The sequence below is a fragment of the Anaerococcus lactolyticus ATCC 51172 genome, assembly GCF_000156575.1.
Taxonomy (GTDB): domain Bacteria; phylum Bacillota; class Clostridia; order Tissierellales; family Peptoniphilaceae; genus Anaerococcus; species Anaerococcus lactolyticus.
In genome coordinates, this window is sequence record NZ_GG666045.1 from 373,751 (window position 1) to 389,676 (window position 15,926).

The 15,926-nt window shown below is 34.1% G+C and carries 19 protein-coding genes and 1 other annotated feature; of the genes, 3 read left to right on the top strand and 16 right to left on the bottom strand.

Annotation, left to right across the window (positions count from 1 at the left end; genetic code table 11):
* Window positions 1–7 precede the first annotated feature (7 nt).
* The 7 genes from HMPREF0072_RS04370 to HMPREF0072_RS04400 form a co-directional block, all read right to left on the bottom strand.
* Window positions 8–721, bottom strand: coding sequence for an ABC transporter ATP-binding protein (locus HMPREF0072_RS04370; RefSeq protein ID WP_004827652.1), 714 nt, complete (start codon window positions 719–721; stop codon window positions 8–10).
* Window positions 722–733: 12 nt separating this feature from the next.
* Window positions 734–1,525, bottom strand: a complete 792-nt coding sequence (locus HMPREF0072_RS04375; protein ID WP_004827654.1) for an ABC transporter ATP-binding protein — start codon at window positions 1,523–1,525, stop codon at window positions 734–736.
* On the bottom strand, window positions 1,509–2,483 hold the full coding sequence (locus HMPREF0072_RS04380) for a branched-chain amino acid ABC transporter permease (protein ID WP_004827657.1): 975 nt from the start codon (window positions 2,481–2,483) through the stop codon (window positions 1,509–1,511). The genes HMPREF0072_RS04375 and HMPREF0072_RS04380 overlap by 17 nt, the downstream gene beginning before the upstream one ends.
* Window positions 2,484–2,486: 3 nt before the next feature.
* Window positions 2,487–3,374 carry a branched-chain amino acid ABC transporter permease gene (locus HMPREF0072_RS04385; RefSeq protein ID WP_004827658.1) on the bottom strand — a complete coding sequence of 296 codons (888 nt, stop codon included), beginning with the start codon at window positions 3,372–3,374 and terminating at the stop codon, window positions 2,487–2,489.
* Between the two features lie 74 nt (window positions 3,375–3,448).
* Window positions 3,449–4,618, bottom strand: coding sequence for an ABC transporter substrate-binding protein (locus HMPREF0072_RS04390; protein WP_004827661.1), 1,170 nt, complete (start codon window positions 4,616–4,618; stop codon window positions 3,449–3,451).
* A 58-nt stretch (window positions 4,619–4,676) separates the two neighbouring features.
* Window positions 4,677–4,910 (bottom strand) — a binding site (T-box leader).
* 163 nt (window positions 4,911–5,073) lie between these two features.
* Entirely contained in the window at window positions 5,074–6,399 is a 1,326-nt protein-coding gene (mgtE, locus tag HMPREF0072_RS04395; protein ID WP_004827662.1) for a magnesium transporter, read from the bottom strand.
* Window positions 6,400–6,621: 222 nt separating this feature from the next.
* Window positions 6,622–7,317, bottom strand: a complete 696-nt coding sequence (locus HMPREF0072_RS04400) for an HAD-IA family hydrolase (protein ID WP_004827665.1) — start codon at window positions 7,315–7,317, stop codon at window positions 6,622–6,624.
* Between the two features lie 101 nt (window positions 7,318–7,418).
* Between HMPREF0072_RS04400 and HMPREF0072_RS04405 the strand changes: the two genes are divergently transcribed.
* Window positions 7,419–8,480 carry an endonuclease/exonuclease/phosphatase family protein gene (locus tag HMPREF0072_RS04405; RefSeq protein WP_004827667.1) on the top strand — a complete coding sequence of 354 codons (1,062 nt, stop codon included), beginning with the start codon at window positions 7,419–7,421 and terminating at the stop codon, window positions 8,478–8,480.
* A gap of 63 nt (window positions 8,481–8,543) precedes the next feature.
* On the opposite strand, the gene HMPREF0072_RS04410 is transcribed toward HMPREF0072_RS04405, so the two are convergent.
* The 8 genes from HMPREF0072_RS04410 to HMPREF0072_RS04445 all read right to left on the bottom strand — a co-directional run bounded on the left by HMPREF0072_RS04410 (window position 8,544) and on the right by HMPREF0072_RS04445 (window position 12,767).
* Window positions 8,544–9,029 (bottom strand): GNAT family N-acetyltransferase, encoded by a 486-nt coding sequence (locus tag HMPREF0072_RS04410; RefSeq protein ID WP_004827668.1) that lies wholly within the window; start codon window positions 9,027–9,029, stop codon window positions 8,544–8,546.
* Window positions 9,029–9,448 carry a hypothetical protein gene (locus tag HMPREF0072_RS04415; RefSeq protein WP_004827670.1) on the bottom strand — a complete coding sequence of 140 codons (420 nt, stop codon included), beginning with the start codon at window positions 9,446–9,448 and terminating at the stop codon, window positions 9,029–9,031. The genes HMPREF0072_RS04410 and HMPREF0072_RS04415 overlap by 1 nt, the downstream gene beginning before the upstream one ends.
* Window positions 9,449–9,456: 8 nt before the next feature.
* Window positions 9,457–9,660 carry a helix-turn-helix transcriptional regulator gene (locus HMPREF0072_RS04420; RefSeq protein ID WP_004827673.1) on the bottom strand — a complete coding sequence of 68 codons (204 nt, stop codon included), beginning with the start codon at window positions 9,658–9,660 and terminating at the stop codon, window positions 9,457–9,459.
* 23 nt (window positions 9,661–9,683) lie between these two features.
* Window positions 9,684–10,037 carry a hypothetical protein gene (locus HMPREF0072_RS04425; protein WP_004827676.1) on the bottom strand — a complete coding sequence of 118 codons (354 nt, stop codon included), beginning with the start codon at window positions 10,035–10,037 and terminating at the stop codon, window positions 9,684–9,686.
* A gap of 116 nt (window positions 10,038–10,153) precedes the next feature.
* Entirely contained in the window at window positions 10,154–10,624 is a 471-nt protein-coding gene (locus tag HMPREF0072_RS04430; RefSeq protein ID WP_004827677.1) for a GNAT family N-acetyltransferase, read from the bottom strand.
* Window positions 10,621–11,529 carry a HEPN family nuclease gene (locus HMPREF0072_RS04435; protein WP_155811867.1) on the bottom strand — a complete coding sequence of 303 codons (909 nt, stop codon included), beginning with the start codon at window positions 11,527–11,529 and terminating at the stop codon, window positions 10,621–10,623. Before HMPREF0072_RS04435 ends, HMPREF0072_RS04430 begins: the two co-directional genes overlap by 4 nt.
* 6 nt (window positions 11,530–11,535) lie before the next feature.
* Entirely contained in the window at window positions 11,536–12,012 is a 477-nt protein-coding gene (locus HMPREF0072_RS04440) for a hotdog domain-containing protein (RefSeq protein ID WP_037327727.1), read from the bottom strand.
* 326 nt (window positions 12,013–12,338) lie between these two features.
* Window positions 12,339–12,767 (bottom strand): 2-thiouracil desulfurase family protein, encoded by a 429-nt coding sequence (locus HMPREF0072_RS04445; protein ID WP_004827684.1) that lies wholly within the window; start codon window positions 12,765–12,767, stop codon window positions 12,339–12,341.
* 153 nt (window positions 12,768–12,920) lie between these two features.
* On the opposite strand from HMPREF0072_RS04445, the gene HMPREF0072_RS04450 reads away from it, so the two are divergent.
* Complete coding sequence (locus HMPREF0072_RS04450; protein ID WP_004827686.1) at window positions 12,921–14,309, top strand: sodium-dependent transporter; 1,389 nt, start codon at window positions 12,921–12,923, stop codon at window positions 14,307–14,309.
* Between the two features lie 26 nt (window positions 14,310–14,335).
* Here HMPREF0072_RS04450 and HMPREF0072_RS04455 read toward each other — a convergent pair whose 3' ends face one another.
* Window positions 14,336–14,758, bottom strand: a complete 423-nt coding sequence (locus tag HMPREF0072_RS04455; RefSeq protein WP_004827688.1) for a hypothetical protein — start codon at window positions 14,756–14,758, stop codon at window positions 14,336–14,338.
* Between the two features lie 98 nt (window positions 14,759–14,856).
* On the opposite strand from HMPREF0072_RS04455, the gene HMPREF0072_RS04460 reads away from it, so the two are divergent.
* Complete coding sequence (locus tag HMPREF0072_RS04460; protein WP_004827690.1) at window positions 14,857–15,912, top strand: CaiB/BaiF CoA transferase family protein; 1,056 nt, start codon at window positions 14,857–14,859, stop codon at window positions 15,910–15,912.
* Window positions 15,913–15,926 lie beyond the last annotated feature (14 nt).

Consider the following 15,926-nt stretch of genomic DNA (forward strand, 5'->3'; position numbering starts at 1 on the left):
TTGGATTTTATACGCCAAGGTAGGCTGCTTTTACGTCAGGATCAGATTTTAAATCTGAAGCCTTTCCTTCTTTTACAATTTTTCCAGTCTCTAATACATAGGCTCTGTCGGCTATATCAAGAGCTAGATTTGCATTTTGTTCAACAAGTAAAATAGTTCTGCCTTCTTCTTTTAGAATTCTGATTGTCTCAAAAATCTTATCTACGAATAAAGGCGAAAGTCCCATGGAAGGTTCATCTAACAAGAGTACCTTTGGATTTGTAAGTAGGGCTCTTCCCATAGCTAGCATTTGCTGTTCACCACCAGAAAGTGTGCCTGCCTTTTGATTTTTCCTTTCCTTAAGAACTGGAAAAAGCTTGTAAATTTTTTCTAATTCTGCCTTAAGTTCATCAGGATTTAGCCCTGCAGAAATTGATCCGAGTTTTAGGTTGTCCTCTACTGAAAGACCCTTGAAAACTCTTCTTCCCTCTGGGACTTGGGCAAGGCCCTCCCTAGTGATTTGAAAAGCCTTTTTCTTCTTTATTGATTTATCATTAAAGTATACATCCCCTTCTTGAACAGCTAAAAGTCCAGAAATGGTTTGAAGGGTAGTAGTTTTACCTGCACCATTGGCACCGATTAAAGAAACTACCTCGCCTTCCTCAACCCTAAGGCTAATTCCCTTTAATGCCTTGATGTTTCCATAAGAAACACTTAAATTCTCTATTCTTAAAATACTCATTCTTTCCTCTTTCTAGCTTCCAAGGTAGGCCCTTACAACTTCTTTATTAGAGATAACTTCTCTTGGATTGCCCTGGGCTAAAATTTCGCCATAATTTAAAACTATAAGTCTATCGGTAATACCTAAAACAAGGTTCATATCATGCTCTATAAGCAAGATTGATACACCAGTATTTTCTCTTATTACTCTTATTGAATCCATCAAATCTTGAGTTTCAGACTCATTCATTCCTGCTGCAGGCTCATCTAGCAATAAGACCTTAGGACGAGTTGCCATAGCCCTAGCTATTTCTAGTTTTCTTTGGGCACCATATGGGAGAGATCCCGCGAGGGTCATATAATATTTTTCCAAATCAAATAGTCTAAGGATATCTTTTGCCATTTTAGTTGCTTCTTTTTCTTCCTTCCAATAAGATGGAAGTCTAAACATACCAGTTAAAACTCCATATTCCATATATTGGTTCATGGCAAGTTTTACATTGTCAAGGACAGTTAAGTTATCAAATAATCTTATATTTTGAAAAGTTCTTGCAACTCCGAGTTTGGACAATTTGTCTGGTGAAGTTCCATTTACTTTTTTTCCATCGAGAATAATTTCCCCACTTGTAGGTGTATATACACCTGAAAGCATATTAAAAAGTGTAGTCTTGCCTGCACCATTTGGTCCAATCAATCCTAAAAGTTCACCTTTTTTAATTTTGAAACTTACATTCTCTACTGCCTTAAGTCCTCCAAAAGAGATGCCAAGATTATTTATTTCAAGAACATTTTCACTTACTACTTCCTTACTATTCACCTTCAACATCTCCCTTCTTATACTTTTCTAGCCTTAATAACTTTCTTAAGGAAAATTCCTTTCTACCTAACAACCCTTGTGGCCTATAAATCATAACAGCAATTAATATAACAGCATATATTACCATTCTCCACTCTGCCATTGGTTTTAATACCTCTGGCAAAATCGTAAGTCCAATTGTTGAAAATATAGCGCCTGTCATTGATCCCATACCACCTAATACTACCATTACTAAGTAGTCAAAAGATTTATTATAATTGAAAATATTTGCTGCTAAAACTCCAAAGCTTTGTGCATACAAAGCTCCTGCTACGCCAGCAAATAAGGCTGATAAAGCAAAGGCAAAAGTTTTGTATTTTGTTATATTGATACCACAACTTTCCGCAGCTAGTTCATTATCTCTTATAGATAAGACAGCCCTACCATGTCTGCATGAAGCATAGGTAAAAATCATGGTAACTAGAAAGGCTGCTACCAAGAAATATTTGCCAAAATCATGGGTGGTAGGTATCCCTGCTAGACCTTGGGCACCACCAGTAAATGATAGATTTTCGATTAAAACCCTTATAATTTCACCAAAAGCAAGGGTAACTATAGCTAGATAATCTCCAGTAAGCCTTAAAACAGGTAGACCTATTAATATTCCGAATACTGTCGCAACAACACCAGCTATGATCAAACTTAAGAAGTATCCTAAAAATCCTCCAACTAAACCTGACTTTAAAAATAAGGCTGCAGCATAGGCTCCAATTGCCATAAAGCCAGCGTGTCCTAAGTTAATTTGTCCCAAAACACCTACTGTCAAGTTTAAGGATGTTGACATTATTATATTGATGCAAATCAATATCAAAATATTTTGCCAGTACCTGTTTATTATTCCACCACCTATAAGTCCTTGGATGATGACGAAAAATAATATTACTAAAGCTGTTGTGATAAGATAAGTTTTCTTTTTGTTTGTAGACATATATCACACCTTTTCTTTCTCTAGTTTTCCAAACAATCCATTTGGTTGGATTAATAGCACTAGTATTAAAATAACAAAAACAATAGCATCGGCGTAGGCACTTGATAAATAAGCTCTGGTTAGAACTTCAATTATTCCAAGAATAAGTCCACCCACTACAGCTCCTGGTATCGAACCAATTCCACCTAAGACTGCAGCAGTAAATGCCTTAATACCAAGCATAGAACCCATAAAAGGTTGAATTTGTGGATAGCTTGCTACATATAAAACAGATGCCACACCTGCTAGAGCAGATCCTATAGCAAAGGTCATAGTCATAACTTGGTTTACATTGATACCTACAAGTTCTGCCGCACCATAATCTTCACTTACAGCTAGCATAGCCTTACCATACTTGGTTTTGTTTACAAATAAATTTAATAGATAAGTTAAAATAATTGTAGAAATTATTGTAATTACTGTTGCTAGTGATAGGTGAACATCCCCAAAAGATAAGGACTTTTGTGGGAAAAGTGCTGGTAGAGGTTTGGCGTTTGATGTAAATATCTTTACAAAAAGGTTTTGTAAAAATAATGAAACACCAATTGTTGTTATAAGTAAAGAAATCCTTGATGAATTTCTTAAAGGTTTGTAGGCAACTCTTTCTATCAAAACACCTAGAAGTGTACATACTATAACAGCAGGTACTACTGCTAGCCATAGAGGAAGGCCTGTCTTAAAAAGTGGGAGGCCTATTGCTAAAAATACAGTATAACCTCCAACCATGATAATATCACCATGGGCAAAATTTATTAATTTGGCTATACCATATACCATTGTATATCCGAGAGCTACAAGGGCGTAGATACTGCCTAATTGTAAGCCATTAAAAAATTGGCTGATAAAATCCATTAATATCTCCTCCTAATAGGAAACTTCACATTTTAACTTGGGTCTGACCTTAGCCAGACCCCTTAATTTTTATCTTACTTATTTACTCCTACATCACTGTCAAATTCATACTTACCATTTTCTATTCTTATCATTTTTGCTGTCTTAACTGGGTTGTTGTTTTCATCGTAAGTGAATGATCCAGTTATACCTTTAAATGATACTTTCTTTAGAGCAGCGATTACCTTATCCCAATCAAAACTTTTAGCTTCTTCTACAGCTTGTTTATATAGATAAACTGTATCATATCCTTCTGCTGCAAATGTTGATGGGTCGTCTTTGTAAGCTTCCTTATATGCTTTTATAAATTTTTGAACATTTTCACTTGGATCTTCAAGGGTAAATTGGTTGGTAAAGTATGAATTGTTTATAGCATCAAAGCTTGATTTATCCATTACTGATAAAACTGTATCCCAACCATCTGCTCCCACTAGAGTTGCATTTATACCAGCATCTCTTACTTGTGGAACTATTAGGGCTACTTTTTCGTAATAATCTGGGATGAATAATACATCTGGTTCTTCTTTTCTAACCTTAGTTAATTGAGCCTTGAAGTCTGTATCGCTATCACCGTAAGATTCGTCAGCTACAACGTCCATACCAAGTTCTTTGGCTTTTTTCACAAATACATCAGCAACTCCCATCGAAAAGTCTGATGATTGGTTACGAAGTACTGCTAGTTTCTTTGCCTTTAATTTTTCTTTTGAGAAGTTTGCTAAAACTTCACCTTGGAAAGGATCTGTAAAGCAAGTTCTAAATACATTTTCCTTACCCTCTGTTATATTAGCTTGGGTGCCTGTTGGTGTGATATAAACAACTCCATCATTTGTAGAAGATTCAGCCATAGCAAGAGCTGGCTTTGAAGGTACACCACCAAGGATAGCGCCAGGTTTTTCTTCCATTAATTTGTTGTAATTTGTAACTGCATCAGTTATTTCACCCTTATCATCATATTCTGACCACTCGATTTTTTTACCAAGGATACCACCAGCTTCATTTATTTCTTTGATAGCTAGTTTTATACCATTATTGGTTGTGATTCCGTAGATTGAAAGCGGACCAGTTAGTGGAGCTGAGTTTCCAAGTTTAACTGTATCTCCCATTTCTGTTTTGCTTTCTTTGTTGCTTCCTTCATTATTTGAGCATCCTGTAAATACAAGACCTGCTAGTAACATTCCAACTGCTAATTTTTTACTTAATTTCATAATCTCCTCCTATAAATTTTGGGAATAAAAAAACCTTCGTCTCTTTACTCCACTTGGATAAAGAGACGAAGGGTAATATACATAATTTTACCATCCGCGGTACCACTCTTCTTCATCTAATGATGCACTTAATTCATTTAATGAATAGCTCTGTAACGGGAGCTCCCGACAACACCTACATTTCGGTGGGCAGCTTGATGGTGATTTTCGTTAAAATATCTTAGTATCTTTCACCTTCCGATACCTCTCTAAAAAGAATCTCTCAACTACTCTTCCATGTCATAGCTTTTCTTTGATAAGGTAAGTATACGACAATAAAATTATCTTGTCAAATTTTTTATTAAATAATTATTAACTTCTACTAATTATTATTAATTAATCCCTTATCAATTCCCTATATTTCAATATTTTCCCAATAAAATACCGCACACCATTAATAAGTATGCGGAATATAATTATATGCCTAATAGAACAGATGCTACTTCAAAATAAATTAAAAGTACGCCAGTATCTACTATAGTTGTGATAAGTGGACCTGCCATTACAGTAGGATCTATGTGTAATTTATCAGCTAATAGTGGCAACAAACCACCGATTATGTTTGATATTACTATTGTTAAAAACAAAGTTAAGGAAACAGTTAGATTTACAGCAATGTTTACATTATCAACAATAAGAATTCTTAAAAAGTTGATTGCTACAAGTACCAAAGATACCAAGGTACCTACTCTTATTTCTTTAAAAATCACCTTAAAAAAATCTTTGGCTGATAAGTTTCCAGAGAACATCTGGGTCATAATTGTTGTTGATGACTGACTTCCTGCATTACCACCAGAATCCATGAGCATTGGTATATAAGCTGTAAGGGCCACTGCCTGAGCGAGAAGACTTTCATATCTTTGAATAATAAAGCCTGTCATTGTGGCTGTGATTAGACATATTACCAACCATGTTGTCCTATTTTTTGCAATTGTAAATGATGATTCATCAATATATGATTCACCTTGATCAGAAATACCTGTAATATTAGCAAAGTCTTCTTGCAACTCTTCGTGAACTACGTCAATTACGTCTTCTGCAGGTACTATACCGATTAGCCTACCCTCAGAGTCAATAACTGGTACTTCTCCTAGGTCATATTTGATAGAAAGCTTTGCTACTACTTCTTGGTCATCGGTAGGGCTTACAGCTGCAGTGATTTGTTGGGTAATTGACTCGATAGTTGCTTTCTTATTCCTGATAAGGTCAGCGATAAAAACAAAACCTGTTAGGACTAAAGAATCATTTGTAACCCATATTTGTTCAAGTTTTTCCGCATCTAGATCGCTTTCCATGACTTTTTTCATGGCCGCTGCTGGAGTCTCGCTTGACTTCACAGATAAGAAGTTAACTGTCATAATAGAACCAACAGATTCTTCTGGATAGCCAAGAAGTTCGTTTACAATTTCTCTCCTATCCCTGTCAATATGGCTTGTCATAAGCTTTTTTACCATATTTGCAGGCAATTCTTGCAAGGTATCTACAAGTTCGTCTTCATCAAGCTCTTTGACAAGGTCTTTAATACTTTCTTCGGATAAGATTTTTAACACCCTATCCTTATTGTCTGGTCTAAGTTCAGTAAAGGTATCTGCTAGCAAATCCTTATTTAAAAGTTTAATCCAAATAGCTACTGACTTTTCAGGCAATACCTCCAACTTATCTGCGATATCAACAGGGTTCATCTTGTTGATTTCTTTTTGGAGTTGCTTTAGATTATCAACGTTATAATTTCTTTCTGCCATTTATTTCTCCTATTTAATTAAAATATTCAAGTGAATATTTCCATATAATGGCAAATAGAAATTCGCCACTATACTAGTTTCTTATTTTCTTGCACCTTCGATAGGGCGACGCCTTATCCATTTCTCCTCCTCGTTTGAAAATTCATATTAACACAAATTATTTCTATGTAAATATGCATAGAACTCAATAGATATTATACAGTTTTTGCAAGTTTTCTGCAATCATTCAAATATTTTTACAAGAGCATTTTCAACTTCATCTAAGGAACTTATCTCTATATCTATAGGCAAATTCAAATGATTTTCTTTTGCTCTTGGGTTGTACCAGATTGTTTTTATTTTTGCCTTAACTCCACCAAGCATATCTGATGTGAGAGAATCTCCTATTATTACATAATCATCAAGTTTGTAGGACCCAATCTTTTTAAAAACAAAATCAAAAAATTTTATATCCGGTTTCTCAAAGCCAATAAGCTCTGATATAAAAGATTGCTTAAAAATTTTATTCAATTCTGACCCCTCAAGTTTGCCTCTCTGTGCTGTAAGAGATCCATTTGTGACTGCATATTGATCATATTTACCCACAAGATGGTTTACAATTTCCTTGCCATAGGGATTAAAAACATAAGTTTTTCCAAGTTCCATTTGGTAGTTGTAATTAAAATGCTCAACATTTTTGCTATCAATTCCATATAAATCAAAAAAATCCCTAAACCTTCCTAAAAGGACTTCATCTCTTGTGACTTCATTTCTTTCAAGTCTTTCCCAATAATTAGTGTTTATTTTTTTATATGCTCTAATCATTTCTTCAGTTGGTTTTTCTAAATCAAATATATCAAAGCAATTATTAATAGCTATGGTTTCCGCTAAATCAAAATTTAGAAGCGTGCCATCTATATCCCAAAGTATTTTTTTCATACTATCTCCTTATATAATATTTTACTATTTCTAATTTTTTATAAAACTATTTACTTTATCCATTTTTAATGATATCCTTATCATAAGAATGTGAGGTATTTATGAAAAAAACTATAAAAATTATCGGCTACTTGATACTAATATTAGTACTTGCCTTTATTTGTCTATTAGGATATTTAATGATTACAGAATACAAACCAAAAGACATAGAAGAAGTCGCAATATCAGGATCAGCAAAAGATAGAATAAAAGAAAACACTCCATACAAGATTTTAACATGGAACATTGGTTATGGTGGTCTTGATAAGGACACTGACTTTTTTATGGATGGTGGAAAAATGGTCAATCCTATTTCCAAAGACCATGTAGAAAACGCCCTAGCAGGTATTTCAAAAGAAATAAAAACAATTAATCCAGACTTGCTCTTCCTCCAAGAGGTAGACGCAGATTCGCAAAGGACCTACCATATAAATGAAGTTGAATACTTTGATAAAGAACTTAACGGAGCTTCAACCTTTGCATTTAACTACAAAGTTGGCTTCGTTCCTTTCCCAATCCCACCAATGGGCAAGGTGAATTCAGGAATCTTTACAAAATCAAAATTTGAAATAGAATCTTCCTACAGATACCAACAACCAGTGCCACATAAGTGGCCAGTAAGACTTGCCAACCTAAAAAGAGGCTTCAACGCTTCTTACCTACCAATAGAAGGTAGTGATAAATATTTAGTCCTAGTTAATGTCCACCTTGATGCCTACGAATCTGGTTCAAATGGAAGACTCGCCCAAACAAAACAAATAATAGCCTTCATGACAGAAGAATACAACAAGGGAAATTATTTGATAGTAGGTGGCGACTTCAACCAAGAATTAAGAAAAGGCTATGAAGCAAATGTCCCAGAAGGAATCTGGAACCCATCACCATTCCCTTATGACTACCTAACCGATAATATCAAACCTACATTTGATGAAAACACCAACTCATCAAGACTAAACCACAAACCATACGATCCAAACGACTCATACGAATGCATAATAGACGGATTTTTAGTATCAGATAACGTAGAAGTAAAATCCGTAAAAGGCCAAGCCATAGGCTTCGTAAACAGCGACCACAACCCAGTTTTGTTAGAATTTAGTCTAAAAGAAAATAAAGAAGATTAGTCAAAAAAATCGTCCAAGAGATAGATAACTTACTTTAAGTAATCTAATTCCCCGGACGATTTTTTATATTAACTCTAATTTATACATTTCTTTATCAATTTTTTCAAAAGCATGGCTTTTGAATAAACTTATTGAAACTTGGTTAAAGTCGTAAATTTCTGCCTTTAGGTAAGATAATTTCTTTTCCCTTGCATAGGATATCAATTTATCTAGAACCTTGCTTCCTATTTTCATTCCCCTATATTCTTTCGAAACTACGATAGCGACCATGTTATCATCAAAAATAGCACAATCTCCTACTAGTTTATTTTTGTAGGCTATATAAAATAAATCTCCATTTTTATTTAAGTACTCATACATTAATTTTAGCTTGTCGATGTCATAAGGTGCGTCGGCGTTATCTACCATTTTCACAGTTAGCTTATCTTCATACCAAGGAAGGGTGAGTTTATAGGCAGGAAAATATTCGACCAAATATATGTCATCAGCAAAGTCAAAAGTTTCGTATTCCTTAGCTCCTAAAATCATCACACTTCGGCCATTTTTCATTAGTCAATCCTATTCCAATTATTTTCCATAAGATTGGTTAGGTTTTTGAAATTATTTTTAAAGAGCCTGCCATTAAGCTCTACTTCGTACTCATAAGTTTTACCCAGATGGTTTATTTTGAGTATTTTTTTGTTGCCCTCAACAAGTTCAAAATCTTCTATTTCATTCCAAGCCATAAAGAGAAAATCTTTTTTATCTGAGTTTGAAATCTCTGATTCATATACTCCTTTAGGGTCAAAGTATAAAATGAAGGTCCTTGATGAATCCATTGTATAGTAAAGGCCGCCGATTAAAAACCATTTGCTAATATCCTTGGCAGGACTATTGTGCTTAAAAACTATTAAATAAGACTTATCATCTCCAAATTTTTCCCTTACTTTTTTATCCATATCTTCGCTAGTGTTAAATAATAATCCCATAATTTCTCCTATTTAAATATAAATACTTCCTTAATGTCCTTATCAAAAACCTTGCAAATCTTGTAGGCTGTCTCTAGGGTAGGACTAATTGTGTTACTTTCATAAGCCATTATCGACCTGCGTTTAAGTCCTACCATTTTTGCCAGGGCGTTTTGAGAAAGACCCATTTCCTTCCTAAATTCTCTAATCCTATTTTCTATTAATACATCCAAACAAATACAGTCTCCTTTCTTATTTATAAATCTTTAACATATTTTATCCTTGCAATTAAGGTATAAACCACAAAAATACATAAAGTTACATATAGCTTAAACACCTTTATATCCAAGGCATCTGTTGGATCATAACCAAGAGTTAGCGATTGAATAGCTCCCAGGGCCAAAATAATTATTATAGATATTAAAGTGCTTAATAAAAAGGCCTTTAGAGTGTAGTATTTTTGCACTCTTCCTCTTTCATTTTTAAAATAATAAAAAGAAATGTAGAAAAATACTCCCAAGCCTATTATTATCGGCAAATAATTTGGTACTTTTACAAAAAACATCGTAACTAACAAAATAAAATAAGAAACTATTGCTAAACTTATCATAAATTCTCCTTAGATTTTGTTACATTTATAGTACTAATCTTGTTACATTTATAGTACCATACTTACAAAAATCTCGCAAGAATTTTTTAAAAAAAAGCCTTCAAACAAGTTAATGTTTAAAGACTTTTAATCATTATCATACAGGGATTGTCCTCTCCCCAAATTTCTTTAATTGTTTCCATCTTCATAAAGCCAAGACTTTTATAAAATCCTATGGTCTTATCGTAGTGCTTATCTATGCCTTCATCAAGAGTTTTGACCTGACAAAACCTAATTTTTTCCCTATATAAATTTAATACTTCATCAACAAGGATTCGGCCCAAGCCTTGGCCCCTTGATTTTGCAAATAGACCCAGACAATAAAGCTCGATTGTATAAGGCGAAGTCTCTTTTATAATTAAAAATCCTAGGTCCTCTTTATTTAAGCTAATAATATAGGTGTCAAGTTCTCTAGCTTCCTTGCCGTAGGCCAAAATAGCTTCTTCTATGCCAAACCAATCAGGTAAATCTCTTAGAACTTTTTCTACGAATTTTCTTTTATAATCCTTTTTTTCTTCCAACCTAATTTTTATTTTTCCATCTATCAAGCAAATATCTCCTTAACAGTTTCAGGCATATTTATCAGCTTGTTTAGGTCAATAACTATCAAGTCATCAAAACCAGCCGCCATTTCCCAACAGTCTTTGGTTAATCTAGTTTCATCCATAACTAAGACTAGCTTGGTATTTTCCTGATCAAGTGCCTTCCTATATTTTTCAACACTAGCCAAGATTTCCATAAATTCATGAACTTTCAAATAAGTCTTGTAGCTAATATCCTTAATCTCAATTATATATTTAAGCCCATTTTTCTCCGCCAATATATCAAGGTAATAGAATCTTTTAGTTTCCTTATCAATAATTTTCGGCTCTATCTGGGTTTTAAAACCATTTTTCCTAAGGGTCGCGTCAATTAATCTAACTTTGTTATATTCACCTTGAATTGAAATGTTGCTTAAAGCTCTTATCAGATTTTTAGGTTTTATCTTAATTATCGCCTTCTTCTCGCCCTTATGTTCATTAAAACCTACAAACATATCGCCAACAACTGTAAAATCTCCATGGGCAACTGCATTTCTTATGCACCTTAATAAATCTTCAGTCTTGGTTTTATTTTTTTGCCTTACCAGGATTATTTTTTGGCAAGAAGTGCAAATTTCTCCCTGGTAATAGTCCCAATATTCATCGAAAATTTCACCACCAGGTCTAATAAACAAAACATCTTTCTCGCTCATCCCAAGGCAATCTAGTACATAAGCAAAGGTCAAGTTTTCAAAGGCCTTACTCCTAATAAGATCATCGCTAAAAGATTGTACAGAATCAATATTTGGTATATACCACAATAGCATTTGAATGGCATCCATCACGTCCTTATCCCAGTCTTTTGGTCTTGGCATATGGTAAATCTGATATTTTTTCGTATTTCTATGGCAACAACATTTCTCAAACTTCATAATAACCTACATATTATCCTTAACAGCTACAGCGACCATCTTCGCCTTAGCCCTCACTTCATCCTTACAAGTTAAGACCATATTTACTATAGCCTTCCTGTCGCCTAATTCTTCAAGGCTTGCTACTACCTCAACTTCCTCATCCATAGGTGTTGGCTTTTTGAAATCTATCTCTAGATGGGCAGTTATAAATCTTTCTATAACTGTATCTTCCATAAGCTCAAGCCCCTTAGATTTGTGTTTAAAAAATGCAGCGCTTGCAGTACCATGGCAATCAAATATCATCGCAATCATACCACCAAATAAATTGTTTGGCACCCCACCAGTAAAGGCCTTTGCCGGTTTAACTTTTGCAACAACTTGCTTACCATCTTCAGTCGGATAAGATTTTAAATGTAGACCTTCTTCATTCTTAGGACCACATCCCCAACAATATTGAAACCTCTCACCATAAGTATCTTGAATTGCAATTTTTTTATTCATAACGAGCCTTCCTATCAAATTAATTTCTCTACTATATATACCCAAATTTCTCCCATAGATATATACAAAAGAAAATACCCGAAAATTTTCGGGCAATTCATGACAATTAGTAGATTGATTTAAATTTCTGTCCAAGTCTCTTGCTTGTGGCACATATCCCAGAACATATACTCAAATATGCCTGTCTTAACCACTATTTCTTCAAGAACTTTAACTCCCTTTCAGGCTTAGCTTCTGCTAGCTTATTCATTAGATCCATGGCATTATCATTTAAGCTTGTAAACTCATCTGATGAATAGGTCTTAATTCACAAACCATAATTTTTATCAAATGTTTGTTAAATCTTCAACATCAATAGCTTTTATTCCCTCTTCCTTTAATAATTTTACAAAAATACCGTCGCCATTTATTAATTTCCCAGTAAAAGAACCATCATATATTTTTCCTATCCCACAAGATGGACTTCTCGATTGCAATACAACAAGCTCTACTTTACTTCTCTTGATAAGTTCTAGAGCTTTTTTTGCTCCCTTTTTAAATTCATCATCAACCGACCTCCCGTCTTTGGTCCTTACGATCTCGCCAACAATTTCTGCAGGATCTCTTGGAGTTGGTAGACCTCCCAATACCTCAGGGCAAATAGCTACTAAGTCATGATTTTTAAGAATTTCTTCTAATTTTGATGAAAAATTATTCTTACCATTATATTTGCAATTTTCTCCTAAAAGACAAGCACTGACTCCAATCTTCATCATTTCACCTCATTTCATTTTCAAGACAGCAAACATTTTCCTATCTCAAAATATATTTTACCATAAAATTAATGAAAAAAAATAAAAAAAAACTTTTAATTATAAATTTTTGGTGGTATGATATGACTATTAAATTATAAGAAAAGAGGAATTGTTATGAAAGAACATAAAGGATTCACTGGCCAGCTTGGTTTTGTATTAGCTGCAGCCGGTTCAGCCGTTGGTGTAGGTAACCTTTGGCGCTTCCCATATCTTGCCGCCAAAGATGGAGGGGGAGTTTTCCTTATTATATATCTGGCTTTAATTTTTACAGTCGGTTTTGTTCTCCTAACTACAGACCTTGCGATTGGTCGTAAAACTGGCAAGAGTGCTATATATGCCTACCAATCAATGCATTCAAAATGGAAATTTTTAGGTATTTTTACATTTTTTGTACCAGTTATTATTATGACCTATTATGCAGTTATTGGTGGATGGATACTTAATTACATAAAATATTTTTTAACTGGTGATATGAAACTCGCTGCAGAAGATGCTTGTTTTACTAACTTCATATCTTCAAACGCTTCTGTTTATTGCAGCCTAATCTTCATGGTTATGACTGCTTTGATAGTTTTTGGCGGGGTTGAGAAGGGAATTGAAAGAGTTTCTAAAATTATTATGCCAATTCTTTTAATTATGGTAGTTGGTATAGCTATTTTCTCCCTTACCTTAAAATCAAGTGGAGAAAATGATGAAATCAGAACTGGTCTCCAAGGCCTAGCAGTTTATTTAAAGCCTGATTTTACTGGTATGACCTTATCTAGATTTTTACAAATATCCCTAGATGCTATGAGTCAATTGTTTTTCTCACTTTCTGTATCTATGGGGATCATGATTACTTATGGATCTTATGTGAAGAAAGATGTAGATCTTAGTAAATCAGTATCAGTTATAGAAATCATGGATACAGCTGTGGCTATGCTCGCAGGTGTAATGATAATTCCTGCTGTTTATGTATTTTTGGGTGTTGAAGGAATGTCTGCTGGCCCTGGCCTTATGTTCATTTCCCTACCAAAGGTATTTTTCCAAATGGGTCCTGCTGGTAGGATAATTGGCCTAATATTTTTCATTCTAGCAGCATTTGCAGCCCTAACTTCTTGTATATCAGTACTTGAATCTATAGTTGCAAACACAATAGAAATCTTAGGCACAGAAAGAAAATCAACAACCCTAGTGCTATCTGTTATTTATCTCATAGCAACAGCAGTAATTGCCCTAGGCTATAGCAAATTCTACGTTGAAGTATCCCTTCCAAATGGTTCAACAGGTCAACTCCTAGACATAATGGACTATATTTCAAATAGTTTCATGATGCCTCTAATAGCCTTCCTATCATCAATCTTTATAGGATGGATTATGAAACCACAATGGATAATAGACGAAGTGGAATATGGTGGCAAGAAGTTTGCCAAAAAAGGTCTTTACGTCGTAATGACCAAGTACTTCTTACCTGTCATCATGTTTGTCTTGTTTTTAATATCAACAGGTATTTTCACCTACTAAAAAAATCGCTCCTCTGGGGCGATTTTTCATTTAAATTTTCCTATAATTTCAAGAACTTTTGGAAAATCTTCTTTCTTATATTTTTGCTTGTAAATTGTTGAGTCTGCATAAAATTCAAGCTTATAATTTTCCTTATCTATCTTTATATCTCTTATATTAGAAATTTCAATTTTCCTAATGGTTGATTTTCCAAGTAATACATAAAATCCATCTTGACCAATTCCTTGACAATAAATTATTGTCCAAAGGTAAAACAGAGCAGAAATTGCTGCAATACCTGACTCTATTCCCCTTCCTATTTTATAAGCTAAAGCTAAATACAAAATCCCAGCTATAACCAATATAATATTATAAATAGGCCTAATATCTATTCTGATCTTCTTTCCCTTACTTTCTCTTAGGTTATGAATAGCAAAGGCTAAGAAAATTAAAATTATTAAGTACTCCATAAATCCTCCAAAAACGCGTTAATCTCCTAATAATATTTTACCAGATTTTAAATATGAAACTAATGGGTAAATTATTAATATAAAGAAAAGAGGATATTATGAACTTATTAAACAATTTAAAAATACTTGATTTTACTACCCTACTTCCAGGGCCTTATGCTACATGGATGCTTGCAGAAATGGGAGCTGTAGTTTTGAAAATATCTGCTCCAGGCAGAAAAGACTTGGTTTTAGATTCCGAACCTCTTGCAAAAAATGGACTTTCAGCTAATAGGGCCTGGCTAAATAACAAGAAAAAAGAGATTTTTCTTAATTTAAAAGAAGAAGCTAGTCAAAAGGAAATTATTAGGCTGATTAAAGAAGAAGGATACAACTGCATAATTGAACAATTTAGACCTGGAGTAATGGCTAAATTTGGCCTTGCCTACGAGGATATAAAAAAAGTTCAATCTGATATACTTTACTTAAGCCTCACAGGCTATGGTCAAAATGGACCTTACAAAGATAGGGCCGGTCATGATATTAATTTCCTTGCCTTATCAGGAATCATGGGTCACTCTGGAAGGAAAGATGGAGGTCCTGTTCTATATGGTATGCAAGTTGCTGACATGGCAGCTGCACAAAATGCAATTATAGGTATCCTTGCTGCCCTAAATAAGAGAAATGCCACTGGAAATGGATCATATATCGATGTTTCAATCCTCGATAGTGTAATTGCCTACAACACAATGACTGGCGCTGGGCTTATGATGACAGGTATGAATCCTGGCAGGGAAGAAAATTCCCTAAATGGTGGGTCACTTTATGATTTCTACCAGACAAAAGATGACAAATACCTAAGCTTCGGAGCTCTTGAACCAAAGTTTTTCGAAAAATTTTGTAAATTAATAGGCAAGGAAGAATGGATTGTGGCCGGTTGTCTTTGCCCTGATTATAAAGAGAAGAAAGAAATCTTAAGGGAAATATTTAAAGAAAAAACCAGGGATGAATGGGTAAATATTTTTGATGGAGCTGATTGTTGCATTGAGCCAGTTCTAGATTTGAAAGAGGCTCTTTTAACCAGCAAAAACACAAAACTTAGAAAAACAATTGAAACTATAAATATTGATGGTGAAGACATATGTGTCTATACAAATCCTATAAAATTTAAGTGAAATTATTAAATTTC

Excerpts from the sequence above, each read along its gene's own strand:
- HMPREF0072_RS04460 (WP_004827690.1), top strand. The coding sequence starts at position 14,857 with ATGAACTTATTAAACAATTTAAAAATACTTGATTTTACTACCCTACTT.
- HMPREF0072_RS04405 (WP_004827667.1), top strand. The coding sequence starts at position 7,419 with ATGAAAAAAACTATAAAAATTATCGGCTACTTGATACTAATATTAGTA.
- HMPREF0072_RS04390 (WP_004827661.1), bottom strand. The coding sequence starts at position 4,618 with ATGAAATTAAGTAAAAAATTAGCAGTTGGAATGTTACTAGCAGGTCTT.
- HMPREF0072_RS04375 (WP_004827654.1), bottom strand. The coding sequence starts at position 1,525 with ATGTTGAAGGTGAATAGTAAGGAAGTAGTAAGTGAAAATGTTCTTGAA.
- HMPREF0072_RS04380 (WP_004827657.1), bottom strand. The coding sequence starts at position 2,483 with ATGTCTACAAACAAAAAGAAAACTTATCTTATCACAACAGCTTTAGTA.
- mgtE (WP_004827662.1), bottom strand. The coding sequence starts at position 6,399 with ATGGCAGAAAGAAATTATAACGTTGATAATCTAAAGCAACTCCAAAAA.
- HMPREF0072_RS04385 (WP_004827658.1), bottom strand. The coding sequence starts at position 3,374 with ATGGATTTTATCAGCCAATTTTTTAATGGCTTACAATTAGGCAGTATC.
- HMPREF0072_RS04435 (WP_155811867.1), bottom strand. The coding sequence starts at position 11,529 with ATGAAGTTTGAGAAATGTTGTTGCCATAGAAATACGAAAAAATATCAG.
- HMPREF0072_RS04440 (WP_037327727.1), bottom strand. The coding sequence starts at position 12,012 with ATGAATAAAAAAATTGCAATTCAAGATACTTATGGTGAGAGGTTTCAA.
- HMPREF0072_RS04415 (WP_004827670.1), bottom strand. The coding sequence starts at position 9,448 with ATGGGATTATTATTTAACACTAGCGAAGATATGGATAAAAAAGTAAGG.
- HMPREF0072_RS04400 (WP_004827665.1), bottom strand. The coding sequence starts at position 7,317 with ATGAAAAAAATACTTTGGGATATAGATGGCACGCTTCTAAATTTTGAT.
- HMPREF0072_RS04450 (WP_004827686.1), top strand. The coding sequence starts at position 12,921 with ATGAAAGAACATAAAGGATTCACTGGCCAGCTTGGTTTTGTATTAGCT.
- HMPREF0072_RS04370 (WP_004827652.1), bottom strand. The coding sequence starts at position 721 with ATGAGTATTTTAAGAATAGAGAATTTAAGTGTTTCTTATGGAAACATC.
- HMPREF0072_RS04425 (WP_004827676.1), bottom strand. The coding sequence starts at position 10,037 with ATGATAAGTTTAGCAATAGTTTCTTATTTTATTTTGTTAGTTACGATG.
- HMPREF0072_RS04410 (WP_004827668.1), bottom strand. The coding sequence starts at position 9,029 with ATGAAAAATGGCCGAAGTGTGATGATTTTAGGAGCTAAGGAATACGAA.
- HMPREF0072_RS04455 (WP_004827688.1), bottom strand. The coding sequence starts at position 14,758 with ATGGAGTACTTAATAATTTTAATTTTCTTAGCCTTTGCTATTCATAAC.
- HMPREF0072_RS04445 (WP_004827684.1), bottom strand. The coding sequence starts at position 12,767 with ATGATGAAGATTGGAGTCAGTGCTTGTCTTTTAGGAGAAAATTGCAAA.